The sequence below is a fragment of the Shouchella oshimensis genome (assembly GCF_002019765.1).
Taxonomy (GTDB): domain Bacteria; phylum Bacillota; class Bacilli; order Bacillales; family Bacillaceae_D; genus Shouchella; species Shouchella oshimensis.
This window is the reverse complement of sequence record NZ_KV917380.1, coordinates 1,199,726-1,218,829: the sequence shown is the minus strand read 5'-3', so window position 1 is coordinate 1,218,829 and position 19,104 is coordinate 1,199,726. Positions and strand designations below refer to the sequence as shown.

Below are 19,104 nucleotides of genomic sequence, written 5' to 3'. Positions count from 1 at the left end.
TCTAATTTATCACCCTTTCCATTCTTTTGTCAAGACGAAAAAAACCGAAAGACTTATTTAGCCTCTCGGTTTTCTATACTGTTTATATTGCTAGGATTTTTGTAAAAGATAATGATTTATCGCGACACCCTTTTAACTGATAAGAGACTTTGTCACCTTCTTGAATGGATAATTCAAGGGTCTCCGTAAAAGATGCGTCATTTGTTGCGAAAAGTTTATGGGTTCCTGCTGGTACTTCAATCGTCATTTTTTGCCTACGTTTTAACGACCCTACAAAGTGATCATTAATAAAGACTCGATATTTTCGACTTGCGGCATAAAGCTCACGTGCACACTTTATCTCCACATAAGCAGTATCAATCATTTTGTTCCCCTTCCTCATACAGAAACGTTCTGCTTGAATAGGTTCCACTCATTAATACCCTTCATTATAACGATATGCTTCTGACGGTACAAGTATTAATCTCTATTTATCTGTTTACGATTTGTTAATCGCTTTTTATGAATGAGCCACAAACCATGCAAGTGTTCGTGCCATAATACCCGTCGCCCCAGCTGGTCCAAGAGATGATCCTTTGTCTTTAGAAGCTGTGCCAGCAACATCTAAATGGACCCAAGGCGTAGTGCCAACAAACTCTCCAATAAATAAGCCAGCTGTAATGCTTCCACCAGCTCGACCAGGAGCGTTATTCAAATCGGCAACATCACTTGTTTTAAGCATATCCTTGTAAGGTTGGCTGTTTGGAAACGCCCAGACAGGTTCACCTGTTTCTTCACCAGCGCGTCTTACACGTTCCATCAGCTCGGTGTCATTTGTAACCGCTCCTGTTGTCTCATGACCAAGGGCGACCACACATGCGCCTGTCAATGTTGCCACATCAATTAGACGCGTTGCACCAAGCTGTACAGCATAAGCTACGCCATCTGCAAGAATGAGTCGACCTTCTGCATCTGTATTTCGTACTTCTATTGTTTTCCCATTCATTGCTCTTAATACATCACCAGGCTTCATTGCTGAACCATTGATTAGGTTCTCACTAGAAGGAATGACACAAAGAACATTATGCTTCGGCTTTGTTTGACCAATGATATCCATAGCGCCAAGGACAGCACCAGCTCCACCCATATCTGTTTTCATTGTATGCATATTGGCAGCAGGCTTAAGAGAATATCCACCTGCATCAAACGTTAATCCTTTTCCGACAAGTGCCGTTACTTCTTTGCTGTCTTTATTACCGTTATAGCGCATGACAATCATTTTCGCTTCTTGATCACTTCCTTGCGAAACAGCTAGAAGCGCACCCATGCCAAGAGATTCCATTTCATCTTCTTCAAGCACATGAAAGTCGAACCCATGCTTTTCAGCAAGAACTTTCGCTTCGTGAGCAAGATCTGTCGGCGTTAACAAATTTCCAGGAATATTAACTAATCGACGAGCAGTGTTTGCGCCCTCTCCATATGTATATCCAAGCTCTGCCTGTTTTGTGAAACCTTCTTCGTCTACGTAAAAGCTAACGGCTGAAAGGTTTTTCTTCACTTCATTGCTTTTTTCTTTATACGTCACTTTATCGTAAGAACTTAACGCAAGGGCTTCTCCAAAGGTAAATGCAACCTCATCCGTTGATAATCCCCCTTGTAAGAAGCTATCGACAACAAACCCAACTTGTCCTACTTTTTCTTTCTTCAATTTCAATCCAACGTTACCAAGCGCATGACGCAATTCGTCTTTATGTAGCTCCCCTTGCTTGCCTAAATAAACCGCATAGATTTTTTTTGCTCCTACCGTCCCTAGTGTGAAAAAGTCTATACATTCTCCTTTCTTTATAGGAAACGCTTTCTGCTTTGACAATTCGGTTAACTGTTCATTCATTTCACGATCAATCGCTTGAACCCCTTGTGTAAACTCACCTTTACTCCAAACGGCTAATACGAGCACTTCCTCGTCTAGTTGCCCAACATTCCATTGTGCTTTTTCTTTAAACATCCTTACAACTCCTCTCTTTAAAAACTAGTATAGCATGTAAAAAAAATGTCTCAAACAAATCGTACTGCCGGGCAATCACCGTTTCGGTATGCTATAATAGCCTCATTATGATTAACGAGAAGAGCGAAAGGAAGACACTATGGAAATCTTTCAGAACTATCCGCTTTGGACAGCGTTAATTGCGATCGTATTAGCTCAGGCGATTAAGATTCCTCTCGCATTTATTGCTACCCGTAAGCTAGACTTATCGCTTCTAACGAGTACAGGCGGTATGCCGAGTTCCCATTCGGCTGCAGTAACAGGGGTATCAACAGCTATTGCAATCGAACATGGTTTAGACTCTTCTCTCTTTGCCATTTCAGCCGTATTTGCTGTTATTGTCATGTTTGATGCCACTGGTGTCAGAAGACATGCTGGGTATCACGCAACCGTGTTAAATCAACTCGTATTAGACTTTAATCGCCTTGTTGAAGAAGTCAAAACATGGCCGAAAAAGGAAAACGAACAAAAATTAAAAGAACTGCTTGGACACCAACCAATTGAAGTTTTCTTTGGGGCGGTACTAGGGATTATTCTCGCCTTTGTTCTTTATCCACTTTTAGGCTCTATATAAAAAAACAAGCTCTGTCAGTGAGCTTGTTTTTTTAGGTTTCACGGGTACGCTTAAAATCATGAATAGTAGTCCGCTCATTTAATTGGTTTAATTCCTCTTGTGTAATGTTTCCAGTTCCTTCTTTTATTACAAAAACATCTAAATCTTTCTTTCCCCACTCATTAAAGACATCTTCAATGGAATCATAGTACAAGTCAATTTTGGTTCCTTTTATAGCCGATCCTGTATCAGCTACAACGCCATAACCATATCCAGGTATAAACAATACGGTTCCCAAAGGAAATACCGTGGGATCAGCCGCCACTGTTGAATAAGAATCTCTTAAAACTGGCAATCCAGAATACGTAATGCCGTAAGCGGGGTCTCCTGGATTTTTCCCAGTCGATTCTTCACCAGCAGTATAGCCTGTCGCTGTCACATGAACACGATGGTAGTCACTTGTCTCTAATTCTTGTTCCATTAACGTATAAGTAGGCACGGTTAACCCTGGTATCGATCGATCATGTTCATGAAGCGTCTTTTCTCCCACGTCTTGCACATAAAGTTTAGAAAAAGGTACATTAGTAAAAACAAAAATTGTCATAAACACTGCGCCTATAAACAATGCACTCATTAGTAGGCGAAATGCCCATTTAAACGTTGAATTACCATACATGCTTCATTTCACACTCCTCTACTACAGCTTTTCCAGTAGAGAGAACATTATGCAAAAAAAAACAGACCATTTGTGTTAGTCTGTTTTAAAACATTTGATAGCCTGCTTTTCTTAGTAATTTCATTATTATCCCAGCGGCAATAGCACCTAAAAAACCACTCGTTAACACAATGATGTCTGCAACATATAGAGACGATAATCGCTCGAATAGCTGTGTAAATGCCTCCCCAGGCTGTTGAATAAATGCTCCATAAGGTGCTCTGTTCACAATGAGCAGTACAACGATTGGGTATACAAATGCCATAATCCATGTTAATCGTAATACCATATTTAATAGAAAGCCAATTCCGGCAAATAAAATAAAAAACAGTATAATTGATACAATTAATTGTAAAATATGTAAACCTTCCATTGTCCATCCTCCCCTCTCAGTGTACGAAAAAGCGCTTCCTAAAGTCAATATGAATCTACACTCATGAAAAAACAGTAAGGCTTATTCGCCATACTGTTTTTTAATAATCCTCAAATCCATTTTATAGAGGGAACTTTCCTTTTTTAAGGGTAAGCATTGGTCCACCAAGAATGAATAAGGCACGGTTATCAATCATTTTTTTCATGAAGTTCGCTGTTCCACCGTAAATTTTCTTCGAACCAACAACACCAATTGCTTCTTTTCCACCAAGAGAAGCTACAGTACCTTTTATATCTGGCTTAAAGCTCTCAAGGTTTGAACCACCTTTGTTAAGTGTTACGATGTTATTCGCACATGTTTTAGCCATTTGCATGGCAATTTGTGCTGTCGGCGGGTAAGGACGGTTTATTTCTTCATTAATAATCAGCGCACAGTCACCGATTACGAAGACATCATCAAAGCCTGGTGCACGTAAATCCGGCTCCACTTTAATACGTCCGCGATTCGCTTCAAAACCTGATTGATCAATAACTGGATTTCCGCGAACTCCTGTCGCCCACACGATTGTCTCAGATTTAATCTCTTCGCCTTCTCCAACGATAACACCTGATGCTGTAACTTCTTTAATAGGTGTGTTAATTTTGAACTCAACGCCACGACTTTCAAGCAAGTTCATTCCGTATTCAACAAGCTCTGGATCAAAACCAGGAAGGGCACTTGGAGCTGCTTCCACTACGAATAAACGAACTTTTTCACGTGGTACATCATATTTTTTACACAGCTCTGGAATACGCTCAGATAATTCACCGATAAATTCAATACCTGTAAAGCCAGCGCCAGCTACTACAAATGTTAACATGCCTTCATGAGGATCAGCTGTGTTGTTATAGTTAGCGAACTGGGCATCAATGTGATCTTTCACTTGACGCGCGCCGTTTAACGTCCATTTTGTAAAGGCATGCTCATGAACACCTGGAATTCCAAATGTTTCTGATACTGCACCTAACGATACAACTAAATAGTCGTAATCTAGCTCACCATCTTTAAGCATCACTTTTTTGTTGTCTGTTTTAATTTCTAGTACTTCATCTTGAACGAAATTCACTTTGTTTGTATTTAAGACATCGGAAATCTTAACTCGAGTACGGTCTGGGTCCATTGTTCCCGCTGCTGGTTCATGCAACCACGTTGTTTGATAATGGTAGTCGTGCTTATTAACAAGTGTAATGGATGCTTCGTTGTGCCCTAATTTTTTTGACAACGCTACAGCGGTATTCATTCCACCATATCCAGCACCTGCGATAACGATCTTTGCTTTGTTCACTTCAAATCACTTCCAATTTAGTATTTTATTTCTTATGGCGTTAATGTTTGTGAGAAATTTCACGTTCTTATTCACAACAAAGGAATTTCATAGAATCGTCATATAATCCAACACTCTAATAATATTCGTTTTTTCTTCAAAATTCAACTCCAATATACAAAAAAATTATCTTTCATTCCTGTCCTTTGTATTTGTTTCTTCCTCCATGTATAATGAGAAAGGATCTCAATTCAGTCGGGGGTGTAACACATTGGAAGAAAGAGAAGATTTGTATGATTTAACGATTATCGGCGGTGGTCCAGCCGGACTATTTGCTGCCTTCTACGCAGGTATGCGTCAAATGAAAGTAAAAGTTGTTGAAAGTATGCCTCAACTAGGTGGTCAACTTTCAGCACTGTATCCAGATAAATATATTTATGATGTGGCAGGTTTTCCAAATGTAAAAGCGCAGGACCTTGTTGATCAGTTAACTGCTCAAGCCCAACAATTCAATCCTACACTTGCATTAGAGGAAGCTGTTCAAACATTGGTAAAGGAACAGGACGATACATTTACATTAACCACAAATAAGCAATCTCATGCAACTAAAGCGGTGTTAATTACAGCTGGTGCTGGTGCTTTTGCTCCGAGGAAACTAAAAGTAGCAGATGCTGAGCAATATGAAGATAAAAATATTCATTATTTCATACGTGATTTAAGCGCGTTTACTGGAAAACGCGTTGTTGTAATTGGCGGTGGCGACTCTGCTGTTGACTGGGCACTCATGCTTGAGCCAATTGCAAAAGAGGTAACCCTTGTACACCGACGTGATGAGTTCCGCGCTCACGAACATAGCGTCGAATTACTGAAGAAGTCGAAAGTGCGTTTGTTAACTCCATTTGAAACAACAGCACTTCATGGTAACGGTGAACGCGTTGAATCACTTACATTCACGAAAGTAAAAGGAGAAGAAACTGAAACCATTCATGTAGACGATGTTGTTGTCACATTTGGCTTTGTTTCTAGCCTAGGCCCAATTAAAGAATGGGGTTTAGACATTCATAAAAATGCAATTAAAGTGAATTCCAAAATGGAAACAACGATTGAAGGGGTTTACGCTGCTGGTGATGTGAGTACGTACGACGGAAAAGTAAAACTCATTGCTACTGGTTTTGGTGAAGCCCCAACAGCTGTAAACAACGCAAAAGTTTATATTGATCCAAAAGCCCGTGTCTTCCCTGGTCACTCAACAAGCCTTTTTGAATAAGAAGGAGAGGCTGGGACATAACTGAAAGTAGTATTTGAAAAGACGAATAGTCTAAAATATGCTGAGTAGCACCGCTACAGGAGAATCCTTCGCTTTCCGGGGACACGGCCTCAGCCTCCTCCATGGAAAACCGCCACTCCAGAGTCTTCAGACACGTGCTGATCCCCCAGGAGTCTTCGGATTCTCCATCCGCTCATTTTCATAGAAAACAAACGACGAACGTTCCTATTTTCAGGAATGTTCGTCATTTTGGTCTGTCTATCTACTTTTGTCCCAGCCTCTTCTCTTTATTCATGTCGTTTTCGTAGTAATTCAACAAGAGGATGTGAGTCTTCGATGCCCGTTATACTTGTAAATGCCCCGATTTTCCCTTTTTCCTCAATGAGCTGTTTAAGCTTTACACTTTCCTCATCTGTTTCATCATAAAAGTGTAGAGCGTCATCAATCGTTTCTACAAGTGATTCAGGATGCAAGCCTTTTTCCGCTAATGCCTTTGCTGGTTTGACTAAACGATCCTTTACTCCTAATTTACGAATAGGACCTCGACCGACGCGCTGAACTTTATCCTCTAAATAAGGATTTTCAAATCGCGTAATAATTTTATCAATATATGCTTCCTGTTCATCAGGGTCAAATCCATGATCGTCAACAAGAATGGCTTTTGTTTCATTCAAAGCCCCGCGTACACGATGTTTAATATAATCACTCGCTAATGCCTCTTTAATCGTTTCAATCCCTGCTCGAAATCCTGCATAAGAAGCTACAGCATGTCCTGTGTTGACTGTAAACAGTTTTCGTTCGATAAAAGGAGCTAAATCTTCAACCAGTTTCGCTTCACCTAGTGATACAGGATCACCTATTAATGACGGCTCCTCCACCACCCATTCAAAAAATGGTTCCACTGTGACAGCTAAAAGGTCGTCAGACTGTACATTTGGTACAATACGATCTACAGCAGCATCCGCAAAGCCTGTGTATTCTTGAATCGTTTCCCATTCAGCTTGACCTAGCTTTTCGATGACCGCTTCTTTCAGCTGCGACGTAGCGCGAATCGCATTTTCACAAGCAATAATATTAACCGGCTTTACCCCTTTACGCGCAAGCAACCCTTTGGCAATTGTGCTAGCAAGCATTGGCAAAATATGCGGTCCTACAGCTGTTGTAATCACATCAGCATCTTGAATCGCTTCTATTACAGCACCTTCGTTTTCTTTACTGTTGATTCCGGACACATTGTCCACAGTAAACGTCGTATGCTCTTCTCCAACAACATGAACGGTATAACTACCACGCTCATTTAATGCTTGAATAACGGTATCATTCACATCAACAAATTGTACGTGGTAGCCAGCATCAGCTAACAAAGCACCAATAAAGCCTCTACCAATGTTTCCTGCCCCGAAATGAACAGCCTTCATTATTCAGCAACCTCAGAGAAAAAATCAAGTACGTCTTTTTCAGATTTCGCTTTAAGTAGTTCTCGAACATTTTCTTCTTCCGAGCAAGCAATGGCGATCTGAGAAAGAATAGCTAAATGCTCGTCTCCTTTTCCAGCAATACCGATTACTAACTGTACAGGATTTCCGTTCCAATCCATTTCTTCCTCTAATAGCTGAATGGATAACCCAGAAGAACGAACTTCATCTCGAGCATCTTCTGTCCCGTGAGGTATTGCAAGTAAATTTCCCATGTACGTAGACGTTACCTCTTCACGTTCAAACATTTTATCAATGTATGTTTCACTAATGTAACCTTGTTCAGCTAAAATTTCTCCAGCTTGACGAATGGCCTCTTCTTTAGAGCTTACGTTCACGTGTAAACGGATGTTTTCTTCTTTTAAAATACTCATAGTGTATCGACTCCTTCGTTAATATATCGAATTAAGAATGATTTACTTTTTTCTTCAAGCAACGATTGGATACTTGAAATGGTTTCTTCTTTAAAGATTTTCGTTTGTTCTTCGGATTCAATTAACAAGATACTTAAGTAACTCATGTAAGCAAGCTGTTGCTCAGTTAAATCAAGAGGCGCCAGCATCAAAATCACTCTAGCAATGTCTTCTTTTTCTCCTGCCATTGATAACACAGATGTGGATCGGTTTAATGTTAGTATCCCAAAAACAGGCGCAACTATATCTTCTGTACGTGTGTGATATAAAGCCATACCCGCATTTGGAATTGCTAATCCTCCAAGTTCCTCTCGCTCCCTTAAAGCCTTAAGCACCTCGTCATGTCTTTTTAGTTTCTCTTTTTTTTCAAGATCCTTAATGACGTTATCAAGACCGCCCTCAATGATGTCAATTTGACAATGAAACACAGAATCAAGAACTTGCTCCATAAACAAGCTCATTGTTGTAATGTCTTTCATCGTTACAGGTGTCTGTAGTTCTCTTACTGAAGGAACGGTTACCATTGGCGGTTGTTCATGTTGTCGATCTAAAGACGTTCGAATCATCTTCACTTCATTGTCTGTTAAAACAGGACTTACATGGATGGCTTGACGCTTCCGCTCATTAATACGAACCGTAGACAAAAATAGATCAAAGGAATGAGGATCATATTGGTTTAAATCTAATAGTGAGGCTAACGTAATTGATTGCACTTCAGGAAATACATCCCGAATTCGACTAGAAAGCATACGTGCTGATCCTATTCCGCTTGAACAGACAACAAGTGCACGAATGGGTCCACGGTTACGATTTCTTGTAATGACTGCACCGAAATGTAACGTTAAAAAACCAATTTCTTCATCTGGTAGCTCAATTGGTGAAAACACTTTTCCTGCTTTTTCTTTTGTTACATTGAAAAGGGGTCCGTAGTCTGCTTTAATTTTGTCGAGAAGCGGATTGTGTATTTTCATATGCTGCTCAACTCGATAAATGGTTGGTCTTAAATGTGCAAGAAGACCTTGAAAAAACGAAGGATCGCTAAAAGAAATACGCAATGCCTCTTCCATTTCTCTTATAAGCGCTTTTACCCGATAAGACAGCTCAGGGTTCCCTTTAATAAATGTTTCTTCAATTGGTTGAGATGTTCTTGTTCCTCGTAAATGCATAACTAAATAGCCGACTTCTTCTTTTGGAATATGAATGTGAAACGTCTTCTCAAGTGCTTTTGCCAAGCTCTGCGCTAACGGCAACACGTCTTTTTCTCGTTGAAGCACTTCTAGCTGGGTAGCGTCCATTTGAATCTTTTCACCTTGACGGATACGCTCGATTGCTAACGTAATATGGACAACAAGAGCAATATACGATTGGTCGGTTAGTCGCTCTAAAGCTTCGGCATGAAGTTGTGTTAATGTTTTCTGGACGTTTCGTATTGTCCCTAGATCAACGAAATGAAGCAAGCGATTCGCTACTTCTTGCTGTAACTCTTCAGAGAAAACAGCGTGGTAAAACGTTTCTTCCGTTAAATGCTCTGAAAGAACAGCCGACATTGCTCGTCGAATAGACGTTTCGGTTCCAATTGCTTCAACCCCAAACCCTCTTTTTCGCACAAGATCAATCCCAAAATGTTCAAGCCATTCACTCGCCTTATATAAGTCAGAACTGACAGTTGCTACGGCAACGTCTAACTCTTTTGCAAGGGCATAAAGCTTTACTGGTTCTTTTGCATCCAATAAGGTCGCAATGAGTAGACTCACTCGCTCTTCTGCCGTTAAATGCTCTTGTTTATTATCCGCTAATTTATTTGCAAGCTTTTGTTTCGCATCTAATTTGCCAAGTATCCTGACATGCGGCTTTCGTTGTAACGTCAATTCATTTGTTCTAAGCGTATTTTCAACGTCCTTTAAATCACGTTGAACGGTACGGAGACTAACCGAAGCTATATCCGCTAGTTCTTTTATACTCAATCCCAGTTCATGATCCAGAAGCGTTTTTATGAGAATACGCTCTCTCGCCGTTAAGAACACAATAAAAACCTCCAATTACAGCAGGAAGCACCCCTAGAGTTAGGGATGCTATTTTTTATTTCAAGCGTTCAATTAACTCATCATACTTCGGACTGTTCATGAAGTTTTCCACGGAAATGTGTTCAGCGTTTGGCTGTTTTTGTTTTGCACGCTCCGTTAAGTCTTTATGGGTAATCACAATGTCAGCATCCGACGGAATAGAATTAATTGCTGTATTAGATATATGAATACCCTCAATATTCGCCTTCTTAAACTTATTTTTTAATAAAGAGGCACCCATTGCACTTGACCCCATTCCGGCATCACACGCAAAGATAATTTTATCAACTTCTTCTTTTGTCGCTTCTGATGAAACAGGCTCCTCTATCGATTGACCACCTTTTAAATCTTCAATAATTTCATTATAGCGTGGGCTATTCATAAAATTATCCACAGATACGTGTATAGCAGATGGATTCTTTTGCTTAGCACGCTCGGTAAGATCCTTATGGGTAATCACAAGATCGGCACTATCTGGAATATTGCTAATGGACGTATTCGAAACCGACACGCCTTCAATTCCTGCTTTCTTCACGCGATCTTTCATAATGGACGCACCCATTGCACTCGAACCCATACCAGCATCACATGCGAAGATGATAGATGAAACGTTTTCGTATCCATTTCCTGTTTTTGAACCGCTTGTTGAAACAACAGAAGATTTCTTACCTTTCATATCTTGCATCTTTGCTTGTGCTTCCTCAATATTGTCTTCCTCGCCTTTTTTGTCGAAGCGGAGGATAAGAGAAGCAATTACAAAGGAAACAACCGTCGCCACTAAGACTCCTAAAATAACACCTAGATAATCTCCCTGTGCTGTTAAAGCCATGATTGGAATAATACTTCCTGGTGAAGCTGGAGCAACTAAACCAACTTGGAAGAGGTTAAATACAAATACTCCAGATGCACCACCAAAGATGACGGCGAGAAACATTAATGGTTTCATTAATACATAAGGGAAGTAAATTTCATGAATACCACCAATAAAATGAATGATACCAGCTCCATATGCAGAGCCTCGAGCAACACCTTTACCAAATATCATAAACGCTAGTAAAATACCTAAACCTGGACCAGGGTTAGCTTCTAATAAGTAAAAGATTGATTTACCAAGAGTTTCAAATTGTGTTGCTGCTAAAGGTACGAGCACGCCATGATTGATGGCATTGTTTAAGAACAAGATTTTTGCTGGCTCAATAATAATACTTACAAGCGGTAATAAGCCAGTAGAGATAAGAAAATCTGCCCCTGCTCCTAGCGCACTTGTCAGTCCTTTTACAATTGGTGCTACAAGGAGTGATCCTATTACTGCTAAAGCAGCACCAATTAATCCAGCCGAGAAGTTGTTAACAAGCATTTCAAACCCTTGTCTAATCTTCCCATCAACCAATTGGTCAAACTTTTTAATGGCATAACCACCAAGTGGCCCCATAATCATTGCTCCAATAAACATTGGTGCGTCTGGTACAGCGGCAATGACACCCATTACTGCGGTTGCCCCTACTACACCACCGCGCATATCATGAACTAACTTACCACCTGTATAAGCAATTAGTAGTGGTAGCAAGTAGTAGATCATTGGTACAACCATGTTATCTAAAGTTTGTATAAAGAAGAATGCATTAATAGCTGTGATAGTACCAAAAGCAATAAACGCGCCAATGTTTGGCATGATCATGCTGCTTAAATTACTTCCGAATCGTTGTACACGGGATCGGATGCTTTTTTTCTCGGTCATATTCGTTCCTCCTATTCAAGTAAGTACTTTACTTGCATTGTATCCACGAATAGCTTGCCCTTCAAGAAAAGGAAAATACAATTTCGTCGCACTCGTTGCGACAAAACTGTTAAAAGTGCTTTCTTTTATAATAGAAGAAACTGTTTTCAACTTGATTGTTTTATACTTTCGTTGCATACTTACAAAGGACATAGAATTAGGGGGAATTACGATGATTAAAAAACTTATTTTTCCTTCTTTGATTGCGACGGTTTTCCTTACCGCTTGCGGATCAAATGAAGACAATATAGCATCTGAAAACACAGCTTGGAATGCCATTCAAGAATCGGGAACGATGACAGTTGCTACGGCTGGTACTTTGTTTCCGACTTCTTACCATTCGGAAGATGATCAATTGACTGGTTATGAAGTGGAACTGGTTAAGGAAATTGCTTCCATCCTTGATGTTGAAGTTGAATTTGAGGAAATTGGAGTAGATACAATGACACAGGCCTTAAATAGTGGCCGTGTTCATATTGCAGCCAATAGTCTTACAAAAACAGATGAGCGTGAACAAAACTTTGATTTTTCTACTCCGTATAAATACTCGTTCGGAAGTGCCATTGTTCGTGAAGAAGATCTGTCTGGAATTGAAACGTTGGAAGACTTAGATGGAAAAATTGCGCTAGGAGCAATGAATACGACCTATATGCAAAAAGCTGAAGAATACGGCGCAACGCCAAAGTTCTTTGATAATGTCACAAATGACGTCTATTTAAGAGCCGTTGAGAATGGTCAAGGAGACGTTATTCTAAACGATTATTACCTTCAATCCATTACAGTTAATCATCTAACAGATATAGATGTTCAAGTACATCCGACGCTCTTTTACGATCCAAGCGAGCAAGGTATTATGCTTGCTAAAAACGAGCCTCTTTTACTTGAAGCGATAAACGATGCCATTACGCAGCTAATCGAGGATGGAACAGCTACATCACTGTCTGAAGAGTTTTTTGATGGCTATGATGTCACTCAACTTCCTGATATTGATTTTGAATAATGTAAAGGGTGTTTAAGAATGAGTTCTTTTGATCTGACACTTGCCATTGAATCATTTCCCTATATTTTAAAGGGACTTCAATATACCATGCTCGTCGCAGTTGTAAGCATGACTATTGCTTTAGTACTTGGCTTCTTTCTAGCTTTAGGTAGGATGTCCCAGCATGTTTATTTTCGCTGGCCAAGTATGCTTTTCATTTCCTTTAATCGCGGTGTACCGATCCTTGTTCTACTTTTTCTTCTTTACGCCGCACTACCCGAACTTGGGTTTAGTTTAAGCACTGTCACTGCAGCAATCGTCGCCTTTAGTTTAAATACTTCCGCTTATATCGCGGAAGTAAACCGTTCAGCACTTTCTTCCGTACCTGCAGGACAGCATGAAGCTGGTTCTGTATTAGGGTTAAGAAAATGGCAGACAATGCGCTATATTATTTTGCCACAAGCGATTCGTATTGCGCTGCCTCCATTAAGCAACGTCTTTTTAACACTCATTAAATCCACTTCGATTGCCTCTACCATTGCGTTGCCCGAACTCATGTATCAAGCACGCATAATCGGTGGTCGTGAATTCAATTATTTAACCGTTATTGTTGTTGCAGCGCTTATCTACTGGGGTGTATGCTCGTTGCTCTCTTGGCTACAACGGTATTTAGAAAAACGCTACAATCATTACTTGGAACCAGAACAAAAATAAGAAGAGGCTGGGACATAACGAAAAGTAGTATTTGAAAAGACGAATAGTCTAAACTATGCTGAGTAGCACCGCTACAGGAGAATCCTTCGCTTTCCGGGGACACGGTCTCAGCCTCCTCCGTGGAAAACCGCCACTCCAGAGTCTTCAGACACGTGCTGATCCCCCAGGAGTCTTCGGATTCTCCTTCCGCTCATTTTCATAGAAAACAAAAGACGAACGTTCCTATTTTTAGGAATGTTCGTCTTTTTGGTCTGTCTATCTACTTTTGTCCCAGCCTCTTTGTTTTAACAATTTTCTGGTGTACCGGCATTTGTTGCGGTTCTAAATGAAGAGCCACATCCACAATTGGCAATCGCATTAGGATTATCAATCGTAAAGCCGCCACCCATCATATTTTGTTTATAATCAATGACTAGTCCTTTAATAATTGGTTCACTTTCCTGATCAACAATAACATCAATTCCATTCACTTGGAATGCTGTATCGTCCTCTGTCTTCTCATCATCAAAGCCCATGCCATAGGAAAGACCAGAACAGCCTCCGCCCTGTACACCGATTCGGAGCTTTAATGACTCGTCGCCTTCCTCTTTCTTCATGGAAAGAATTTGTGCTGCCGCTGCATCTGTAAGAGTAATCATGTTCGTGCCTCCCTTATTTCTTTCCTATAGTATAGACCCTTTTGTTTTTATACTCAAGTTTTTCTACTCTAAGGGTGATTGGTCTTTACGCATTAATCGATTATGTATATCGTCAATTTGTTCGCTGTATGTCAGTACAAGAGGATGATTTAAACCATGACGCTTAGCCGCTTGCAGCATTTGATTCCGCAACAACTCTAGCCTTTCCAAACATAGGTCATTCCGTACGTTCATTTTACCTCACACCTCAATTTTATAAGTATTCACCAACCTGTATATTACATCGGACACCTATCGTCTTTCAATAAGTCATTCTACTTATTTTCTTCCTTGTGTCTGTTTCACGTTCCTTTCTTTCTTAAAAGTGTAGTAGTATAATAGAATGTGAAATCAACAAAAAGACTTCGTTAGGTGCATCAAGCGATGTTTTAAAGGAGGATTCCGAAGATGAGTGTGCTTTTGACAGACACAAACCTTCAAAACGTAAAAGAGAAAGTTTTGAACGGTGAACGCTTATCCATAGAAGATGGTCTAACATTATACGAAACACCAGATTTGCTTGGTGTTGCTCAATTAGCTAATCTTGTAAACGAAAGAAAGAATGGTCAAAACGTTTATTTTATTGAAAACCTCTATATCAATCCAACAAATGTATGTGAGGCAAACTGTGGCTTTTGCGGGTTTAAACGGAAGCCAGGTGAAGAAGGTGCCTACACTATGGATGAAGAAGCGTTGTTAAAATACGTTTCTGACCGTTGGAACGATAATATTCGAGAATTTCATATTGTTGGTGGTCATAACAATGAAGTCGGCTTTGACTATTATGTTAATATCGTTAAAACATTAAAGAAACATTATCCACATGTAACAGTAAAAGCATATACTGGCGCTGAGATCGAATTTTTCTCCCGTCTCGCAGGCATTTCTATGAAAGAAGTAATTCAAACATTAATGGATGCTGGTCTTTCAACACTTACAGGTGGCGGTGCCGAGATCCTAACGGAGCGCTATCGTGCCATTATGAGCCCTGAGAAAGCTTCTACTGACCAATGGCTTGAAGCACATGAAACAGCCCACAATCTTGGTTTACGTACGCACTCCACTATGCTTTATGGCTCAGTTGAATCAAAAGAAGAACGCTTGATTCATATGCAGCGGGTACGTGAGCTTCAAGACCGTACAAATGGGTTTATGGTATTTATCCCACTAGCGATGCAGCCAAGAAACGTGAAAGCTGGGTTAAATAGACGAACGTCTGCTTACGACGATATGAGAACCATTGCAGTTAGTCGCTTAATGCTTGATAACTTCCCTCATATTAAAGCCTATTGGATTAATATTGGTGTTCAACTTACACAAATGGCATTAACATTTGGTTCAAGCGATATCCATGGTACATTAATTGAAGAACGAATTTCTCATTCTGTCGGTGCATTAACATCTGCCGGTATTACGAGAAAAGAATTGATTCATATGATTAAAAGTGCCGGAAAAAATCCGGTTGAGCGGGATACGTTCTACAACATTATTAAAGAATACTAAACAAAAAAGCTTGTGGCGACAAGGCCACAAGCTTTCTTTCTATACGTACACATCACCACTGCATATATATTCAGCAGGGCCCTTCATCCAGACATCTCCATTTTCTTTCCACGTAATCTGTAAATCGCCACCTAATAAGTGCACGGTAACCTCAGATTCTTTCTCTAAATAGCCATTTAAAACGCTTGCCACTACGGCTGCACAAGCACCTGTTCCGCACGCCTGGGTTATACCGGAACCTCTTTCCCACACCCGAAAGTGAATTTCTTTCGGGCTAACAACTTCGACCCATTCAACGTTTACCCATTCAGGGAATCGTTCATGCTTTTCAAGTAGGGGACCGATTTCTTCAACTGGAGCCTTTTCAATGGAGTCAATAAATTGAACGGCATGTGGATTTCCCATAGAGATGGCGGTTACTAAGATGTCTTGATGGTTCACTGAAATCGCTTCGTTAATAACCATTGCTTCACTCTGCTTATGTTGCATAGGAATGTCTTTTGCCACTAAGCGTGGTTGTCCCATATTAATCGTTATAGATTGAACACAATTTTCATGATCAACTGAAACAGTTGCTTCAACATTCCCACCTAATGTTTCAATAGTAAAAGAAGTCGTTGTTACAAGTCCATGTTCATAGCTATATTTCGCTACACAGCGCAAACCATTGCCACAGTTCTTTGCTTCTGAACCATCATTGTTAAACACCCTCATTTTAACTGCTGCTGTGTGTGATGGATAGATCAAGATCATCCCATCACTTCCGATACCTGTATTCTTATCTGCTAACTGTACAGCGGTTTCACTTAATTTGTTTTCGGGTAAATCTTCATTAAACATATTGATGTAAATATAGCTATTTCCTAACCCATGCATTTTTGTAAATTTCATTTTTGTTTCACCCTCTTAATGGTTGATCAGCCCAGAAATAATCATCATCTGCCTCTACTATCGTCATAACCGTATGACAGCAAGGCATATTTAAACGGACTTTAAACTGTTCTTTTGCTCGTTTCACGTCTTTTTGCTTCATATTCGTTAACACATGTTCCTGCTGACAAAAAGGACATTCTTCAATATAAATATCTTTGCCTTGTACTTCATAAGGCCATGTGTGACTAAATGGTAAAGGGTGCAACGGGTTTCCTCCTCTATTGCTAGTTCAATACTCATTCAAATGCGTTATGTTAAAGTAAAGCACATCTTATTTATCTTTTCTAGTAATTGATCTGGGGTCTCGCCAGCAACAAATGTACCATTTATGAACAAAAAATTCTCTTGGCGACATATGCCACATTGTGTTAAACAACCATATTCCACTATCTCAACGTGGGGAAGTGAATGGAAAGCTTTCAAGACTTCACCTGTTCCATTATGAATATTGTTCATACAGCACTCAATCAACATCTTCACTTCATTCACCTCTTTTTTTATGCTACTTTGTCACTACTGTAAAGTCAATCTGAATCAATTGCATTAGTAAAAGAAGAAAGTGTCCATTTTGGGTTGTCGAATGAAAGCACAATCGGTATAATCAAAACTGACCAGAGTCATTTTCAGCATCAACCACTCGTAACCGAGGTGAAAAAACAAACCGTAATTTTAGGCGGTTTTTTAAAAATGAATCAATCGAAAAAAAACAAAACACGTTCTGCCATACTTCATTCTGCACATACCTTATTTTATGAAAACGGCTTTGAAGAAACAACCGTTGCAGAAATTACAAAAGGCGCACATGTAGCGAAAGGTACATTTTTTAACCACTTTCCTACAAAAGAATCCATTCTACATGCTCTATTTGAGAAACAATTGTTAGAACTATTGAATCAACAACATGAGAACCTTTCTTCTGACACAATCTTAACGCACATTCGTTCATGCTTACTCTTCTTACTAAAGGATTATGATATTCATCCTAGCTTAACAATTCAAACGTTGAAACATGTAATTGAAAATGAAAAGCGCTTGCACACCTATTGGGTTGAGCTGTTAGAACGAGCCTACGAAACACTATCACTAAAAGAAAGAGAGCATTACGCTCATATTATTAACAGTCATATTACCTATACGATGAGTGCTTTCCATCAAGAATCCACAAGAATAGGACTTGTCCATCGAGCTATGTCCTTAATAGAAACTAGTTTTAACGCAATTTCGCTTAAAAGGAGATCTCTACTTATGAAGAAACTTGTTGTACTTGGAGCAGGTTACGGTGGTATGCGTGTCTTACAACGACTGCTACCTAATGACTTACCAAAAGACTGGGAAATTATTCTCGTTGATGAAATGCCTTATCATTGTTTAAAAACCGAATACTATGCACTTGCAGCTGGAACTGCATCAGATCATCATTTACGAGTGACATTCCCAGAAGATGCTCGCCTACACATTAAATACGCAACTGTCACTGCTATCCACGCTGAAGATCACGCGATTGAGTTGAACAACGGCGAAACACTTCCTTTCGATAAACTTGTTATCGGTTTGGGGTGCACTGATAAATATCACGGTGTGCCTGGTGCAGATACGTATACGTACAGTATTCAAACTATGAGTGCAACTCGTCGAACGTATGAAGCGCTAAATAATGTTAGACCAGAAGGTGTTGTTTCCATTGTTGGTGCTGGCTTGAGCGGCGTAGAATTAGCAAGTGAATTACGTGAAAGCCGACCTGACCTTTCAATTAAATTATTTGATCGTGGCGAATCCGTTATGAGTCAGTTTCCTAAGAAATTAAGCGCATATGTTCAAAATTGGTTTGTTGAACATGGTGTTGATGTCAGCAACAATTCAAACATTACGAAAGTAGAACCAGGTGCACTCTACAATCATGATGAAAGAATAGAAAGTGACGCAGTTATTTGGACTGCTGGTGTTCAACCTGTTCAGGTCGTTCGCGATTTAGATGTAGAAAAGGATCGATCTGGACGCATCAAATTAACACCACAACATTTTATCCCAAATCACCCTGATATCTTCGTTGTCGGAGATTGTGCGAGCTTACCTCATGCACCAAGTGCACAGCTTGCAGAGGGGCAAGCAGAACAAATCGTAACCATCTTAAAGCATCAATGGAAAGAAGAACCTCTACCTGAAGAAATGCCTCGCATTAAGCTTAAAGGGGTTTTAGGCTCATTAGGCAAGAAACATGGTTTTGGTATGATGGGCGAACGTCCACTTACTGGCCGTGTAGCGCGGATTTTAAAAAGTGGCGTGCTTTGGATGTATAAGTACCACAGCGGTTGATACTAAAAAGCGTTAAAGGAACT

General features: G+C 39.9%; 20 protein-coding genes and 1 pseudogene. 7 read left to right on the top strand and 14 right to left on the bottom strand.

Annotated features, from left to right (window positions below):
* Positions 1-82: 82 nt before the first annotated feature.
* Both BK583_RS06025 and BK583_RS06020 read right to left on the bottom strand, forming a co-directional pair.
* Positions 83-364 (bottom strand): hypothetical protein, encoded by a 282-nt coding sequence (locus tag BK583_RS06025; protein ID WP_038482368.1) that lies wholly within the window; start codon positions 362-364, stop codon positions 83-85.
* 135 nt (positions 365-499) lie between these two features.
* Positions 500-1,984, bottom strand: a complete 1,485-nt coding sequence (locus tag BK583_RS06020; RefSeq protein WP_055737478.1) for a leucyl aminopeptidase — start codon at positions 1,982-1,984, stop codon at positions 500-502.
* A gap of 139 nt (positions 1,985-2,123) precedes the next feature.
* On the opposite strand from BK583_RS06020, the gene BK583_RS06015 reads away from it, so the two are divergent.
* Positions 2,124-2,597, top strand: a complete 474-nt coding sequence (locus tag BK583_RS06015; protein ID WP_038482374.1) for a divergent PAP2 family protein — start codon at positions 2,124-2,126, stop codon at positions 2,595-2,597.
* Positions 2,598-2,628: 31 nt separating this feature from the next.
* Here the strand turns inward: BK583_RS06015 and BK583_RS06010 are convergent, their stop codons facing one another.
* From BK583_RS06010 to BK583_RS06000, 3 genes are all read right to left on the bottom strand, one after another.
* Entirely contained in the window at positions 2,629-3,252 is a 624-nt protein-coding gene (locus BK583_RS06010; RefSeq protein WP_038482377.1) for a 3D domain-containing protein, read from the bottom strand.
* A gap of 85 nt (positions 3,253-3,337) precedes the next feature.
* Positions 3,338-3,664, bottom strand: coding sequence for a YuiB family protein (locus BK583_RS06005; RefSeq protein WP_055737479.1), 327 nt, complete (start codon positions 3,662-3,664; stop codon positions 3,338-3,340).
* Positions 3,665-3,785: 121 nt separating this feature from the next.
* Positions 3,786-4,988: an NAD(P)/FAD-dependent oxidoreductase gene (locus tag BK583_RS06000; protein ID WP_038482382.1), complete on the bottom strand. Its 1,203-nt coding sequence runs from the start codon at positions 4,986-4,988 to the stop codon at positions 3,786-3,788.
* A gap of 250 nt (positions 4,989-5,238) precedes the next feature.
* Between BK583_RS06000 and BK583_RS05995 the strand changes: the two genes are divergently transcribed.
* On the top strand, positions 5,239-6,234 hold the full coding sequence (locus BK583_RS05995; protein ID WP_038482385.1) for an NAD(P)/FAD-dependent oxidoreductase: 996 nt from the start codon (positions 5,239-5,241) through the stop codon (positions 6,232-6,234).
* Between the two features lie 287 nt (positions 6,235-6,521).
* Here the strand turns inward: BK583_RS05995 and BK583_RS05990 are convergent, their stop codons facing one another.
* From BK583_RS05990 to BK583_RS05975, 4 genes are read right to left on the bottom strand one after another with little or no spacing between them, the layout of a single operon-like run.
* Positions 6,522-7,652 carry a mannitol-1-phosphate 5-dehydrogenase gene (locus BK583_RS05990; RefSeq protein ID WP_038482388.1) on the bottom strand — a complete coding sequence of 377 codons (1,131 nt, stop codon included), beginning with the start codon at positions 7,650-7,652 and terminating at the stop codon, positions 6,522-6,524.
* Positions 7,652-8,083 (bottom strand): PTS mannitol transporter subunit IIA, encoded by a 432-nt coding sequence (locus tag BK583_RS05985; RefSeq protein WP_038482391.1) that lies wholly within the window; start codon positions 8,081-8,083, stop codon positions 7,652-7,654. The genes BK583_RS05990 and BK583_RS05985 overlap by 1 nt, the downstream gene beginning before the upstream one ends.
* On the bottom strand, positions 8,080-10,146 hold the full coding sequence (locus BK583_RS05980) for a BglG family transcription antiterminator (RefSeq protein ID WP_055737480.1): 2,067 nt from the start codon (positions 10,144-10,146) through the stop codon (positions 8,080-8,082). The genes BK583_RS05985 and BK583_RS05980 overlap by 4 nt, the downstream gene beginning before the upstream one ends.
* Before the next feature lie 55 nt (positions 10,147-10,201).
* A complete protein-coding gene (locus BK583_RS05975; protein WP_055737481.1) occupies positions 10,202-11,923 on the bottom strand; it encodes a PTS mannitol transporter subunit IIBC in 1,722 nt (573 codons plus the stop codon).
* 211 nt (positions 11,924-12,134) lie between these two features.
* Between BK583_RS05975 and BK583_RS05970 the strand changes: the two genes are divergently transcribed.
* Entirely contained in the window at positions 12,135-12,962 is an 828-nt protein-coding gene (locus tag BK583_RS05970; protein WP_038482401.1) for a transporter substrate-binding domain-containing protein, read from the top strand.
* 18 nt (positions 12,963-12,980) lie between these two features.
* Complete coding sequence (locus BK583_RS05965; RefSeq protein WP_055737482.1) at positions 12,981-13,655, top strand: amino acid ABC transporter permease; 675 nt, start codon at positions 12,981-12,983, stop codon at positions 13,653-13,655.
* A gap of 284 nt (positions 13,656-13,939) precedes the next feature.
* On the opposite strand, the gene BK583_RS05960 is transcribed toward BK583_RS05965, so the two are convergent.
* Both BK583_RS05960 and BK583_RS05955 read right to left on the bottom strand, forming a co-directional pair.
* A complete protein-coding gene (locus tag BK583_RS05960; protein WP_035398272.1) occupies positions 13,940-14,293 on the bottom strand; it encodes a HesB/IscA family protein in 354 nt (117 codons plus the stop codon).
* 63 nt (positions 14,294-14,356) lie between these two features.
* Entirely contained in the window at positions 14,357-14,527 is a 171-nt protein-coding gene (locus BK583_RS05955) for a Spo0E family sporulation regulatory protein-aspartic acid phosphatase (protein ID WP_078440065.1), read from the bottom strand.
* Between the two features lie 213 nt (positions 14,528-14,740).
* Here BK583_RS05955 and mqnE point away from each other — a divergent pair, with 213 nt between their 5' ends.
* Positions 14,741-15,835: an aminofutalosine synthase MqnE gene (gene mqnE, locus BK583_RS05950; RefSeq protein ID WP_038482408.1), complete on the top strand. Its 1,095-nt coding sequence runs from the start codon at positions 14,741-14,743 to the stop codon at positions 15,833-15,835.
* 39 nt (positions 15,836-15,874) lie between these two features.
* Here the strand turns inward: mqnE and dapF are convergent, their stop codons facing one another.
* The 3 genes from dapF to BK583_RS05935 are packed head-to-tail and all read right to left on the bottom strand — an operon-like array spanning position 15,875 to position 17,242.
* Positions 15,875-16,726: a diaminopimelate epimerase gene (gene dapF / locus BK583_RS05945; RefSeq protein ID WP_038482411.1), complete on the bottom strand. Its 852-nt coding sequence runs from the start codon at positions 16,724-16,726 to the stop codon at positions 15,875-15,877.
* A gap of 7 nt (positions 16,727-16,733) precedes the next feature.
* Entirely contained in the window at positions 16,734-16,973 is a 240-nt protein-coding gene (locus BK583_RS05940; protein WP_038482414.1) for a hypothetical protein, read from the bottom strand.
* Positions 16,974-17,017: 44 nt separating this feature from the next.
* Positions 17,018-17,242, bottom strand: a complete 225-nt coding sequence (locus BK583_RS05935) for a YuzB family protein (RefSeq protein ID WP_038485985.1) — start codon at positions 17,240-17,242, stop codon at positions 17,018-17,020.
* Between the two features lie 213 nt (positions 17,243-17,455).
* Between BK583_RS05935 and BK583_RS21260 the strand changes: the two are divergent.
* Positions 17,456-17,620 (top strand): annotated as a pseudogene (locus BK583_RS21260) (TetR/AcrR family transcriptional regulator); the annotation flags it as partial.
* 393 nt (positions 17,621-18,013) lie between these two features.
* On the top strand, positions 18,014-19,081 hold the full coding sequence (locus BK583_RS05930) for an NAD(P)/FAD-dependent oxidoreductase (RefSeq protein WP_038485988.1): 1,068 nt from the start codon (positions 18,014-18,016) through the stop codon (positions 19,079-19,081).
* Positions 19,082-19,104 lie beyond the last annotated feature (23 nt).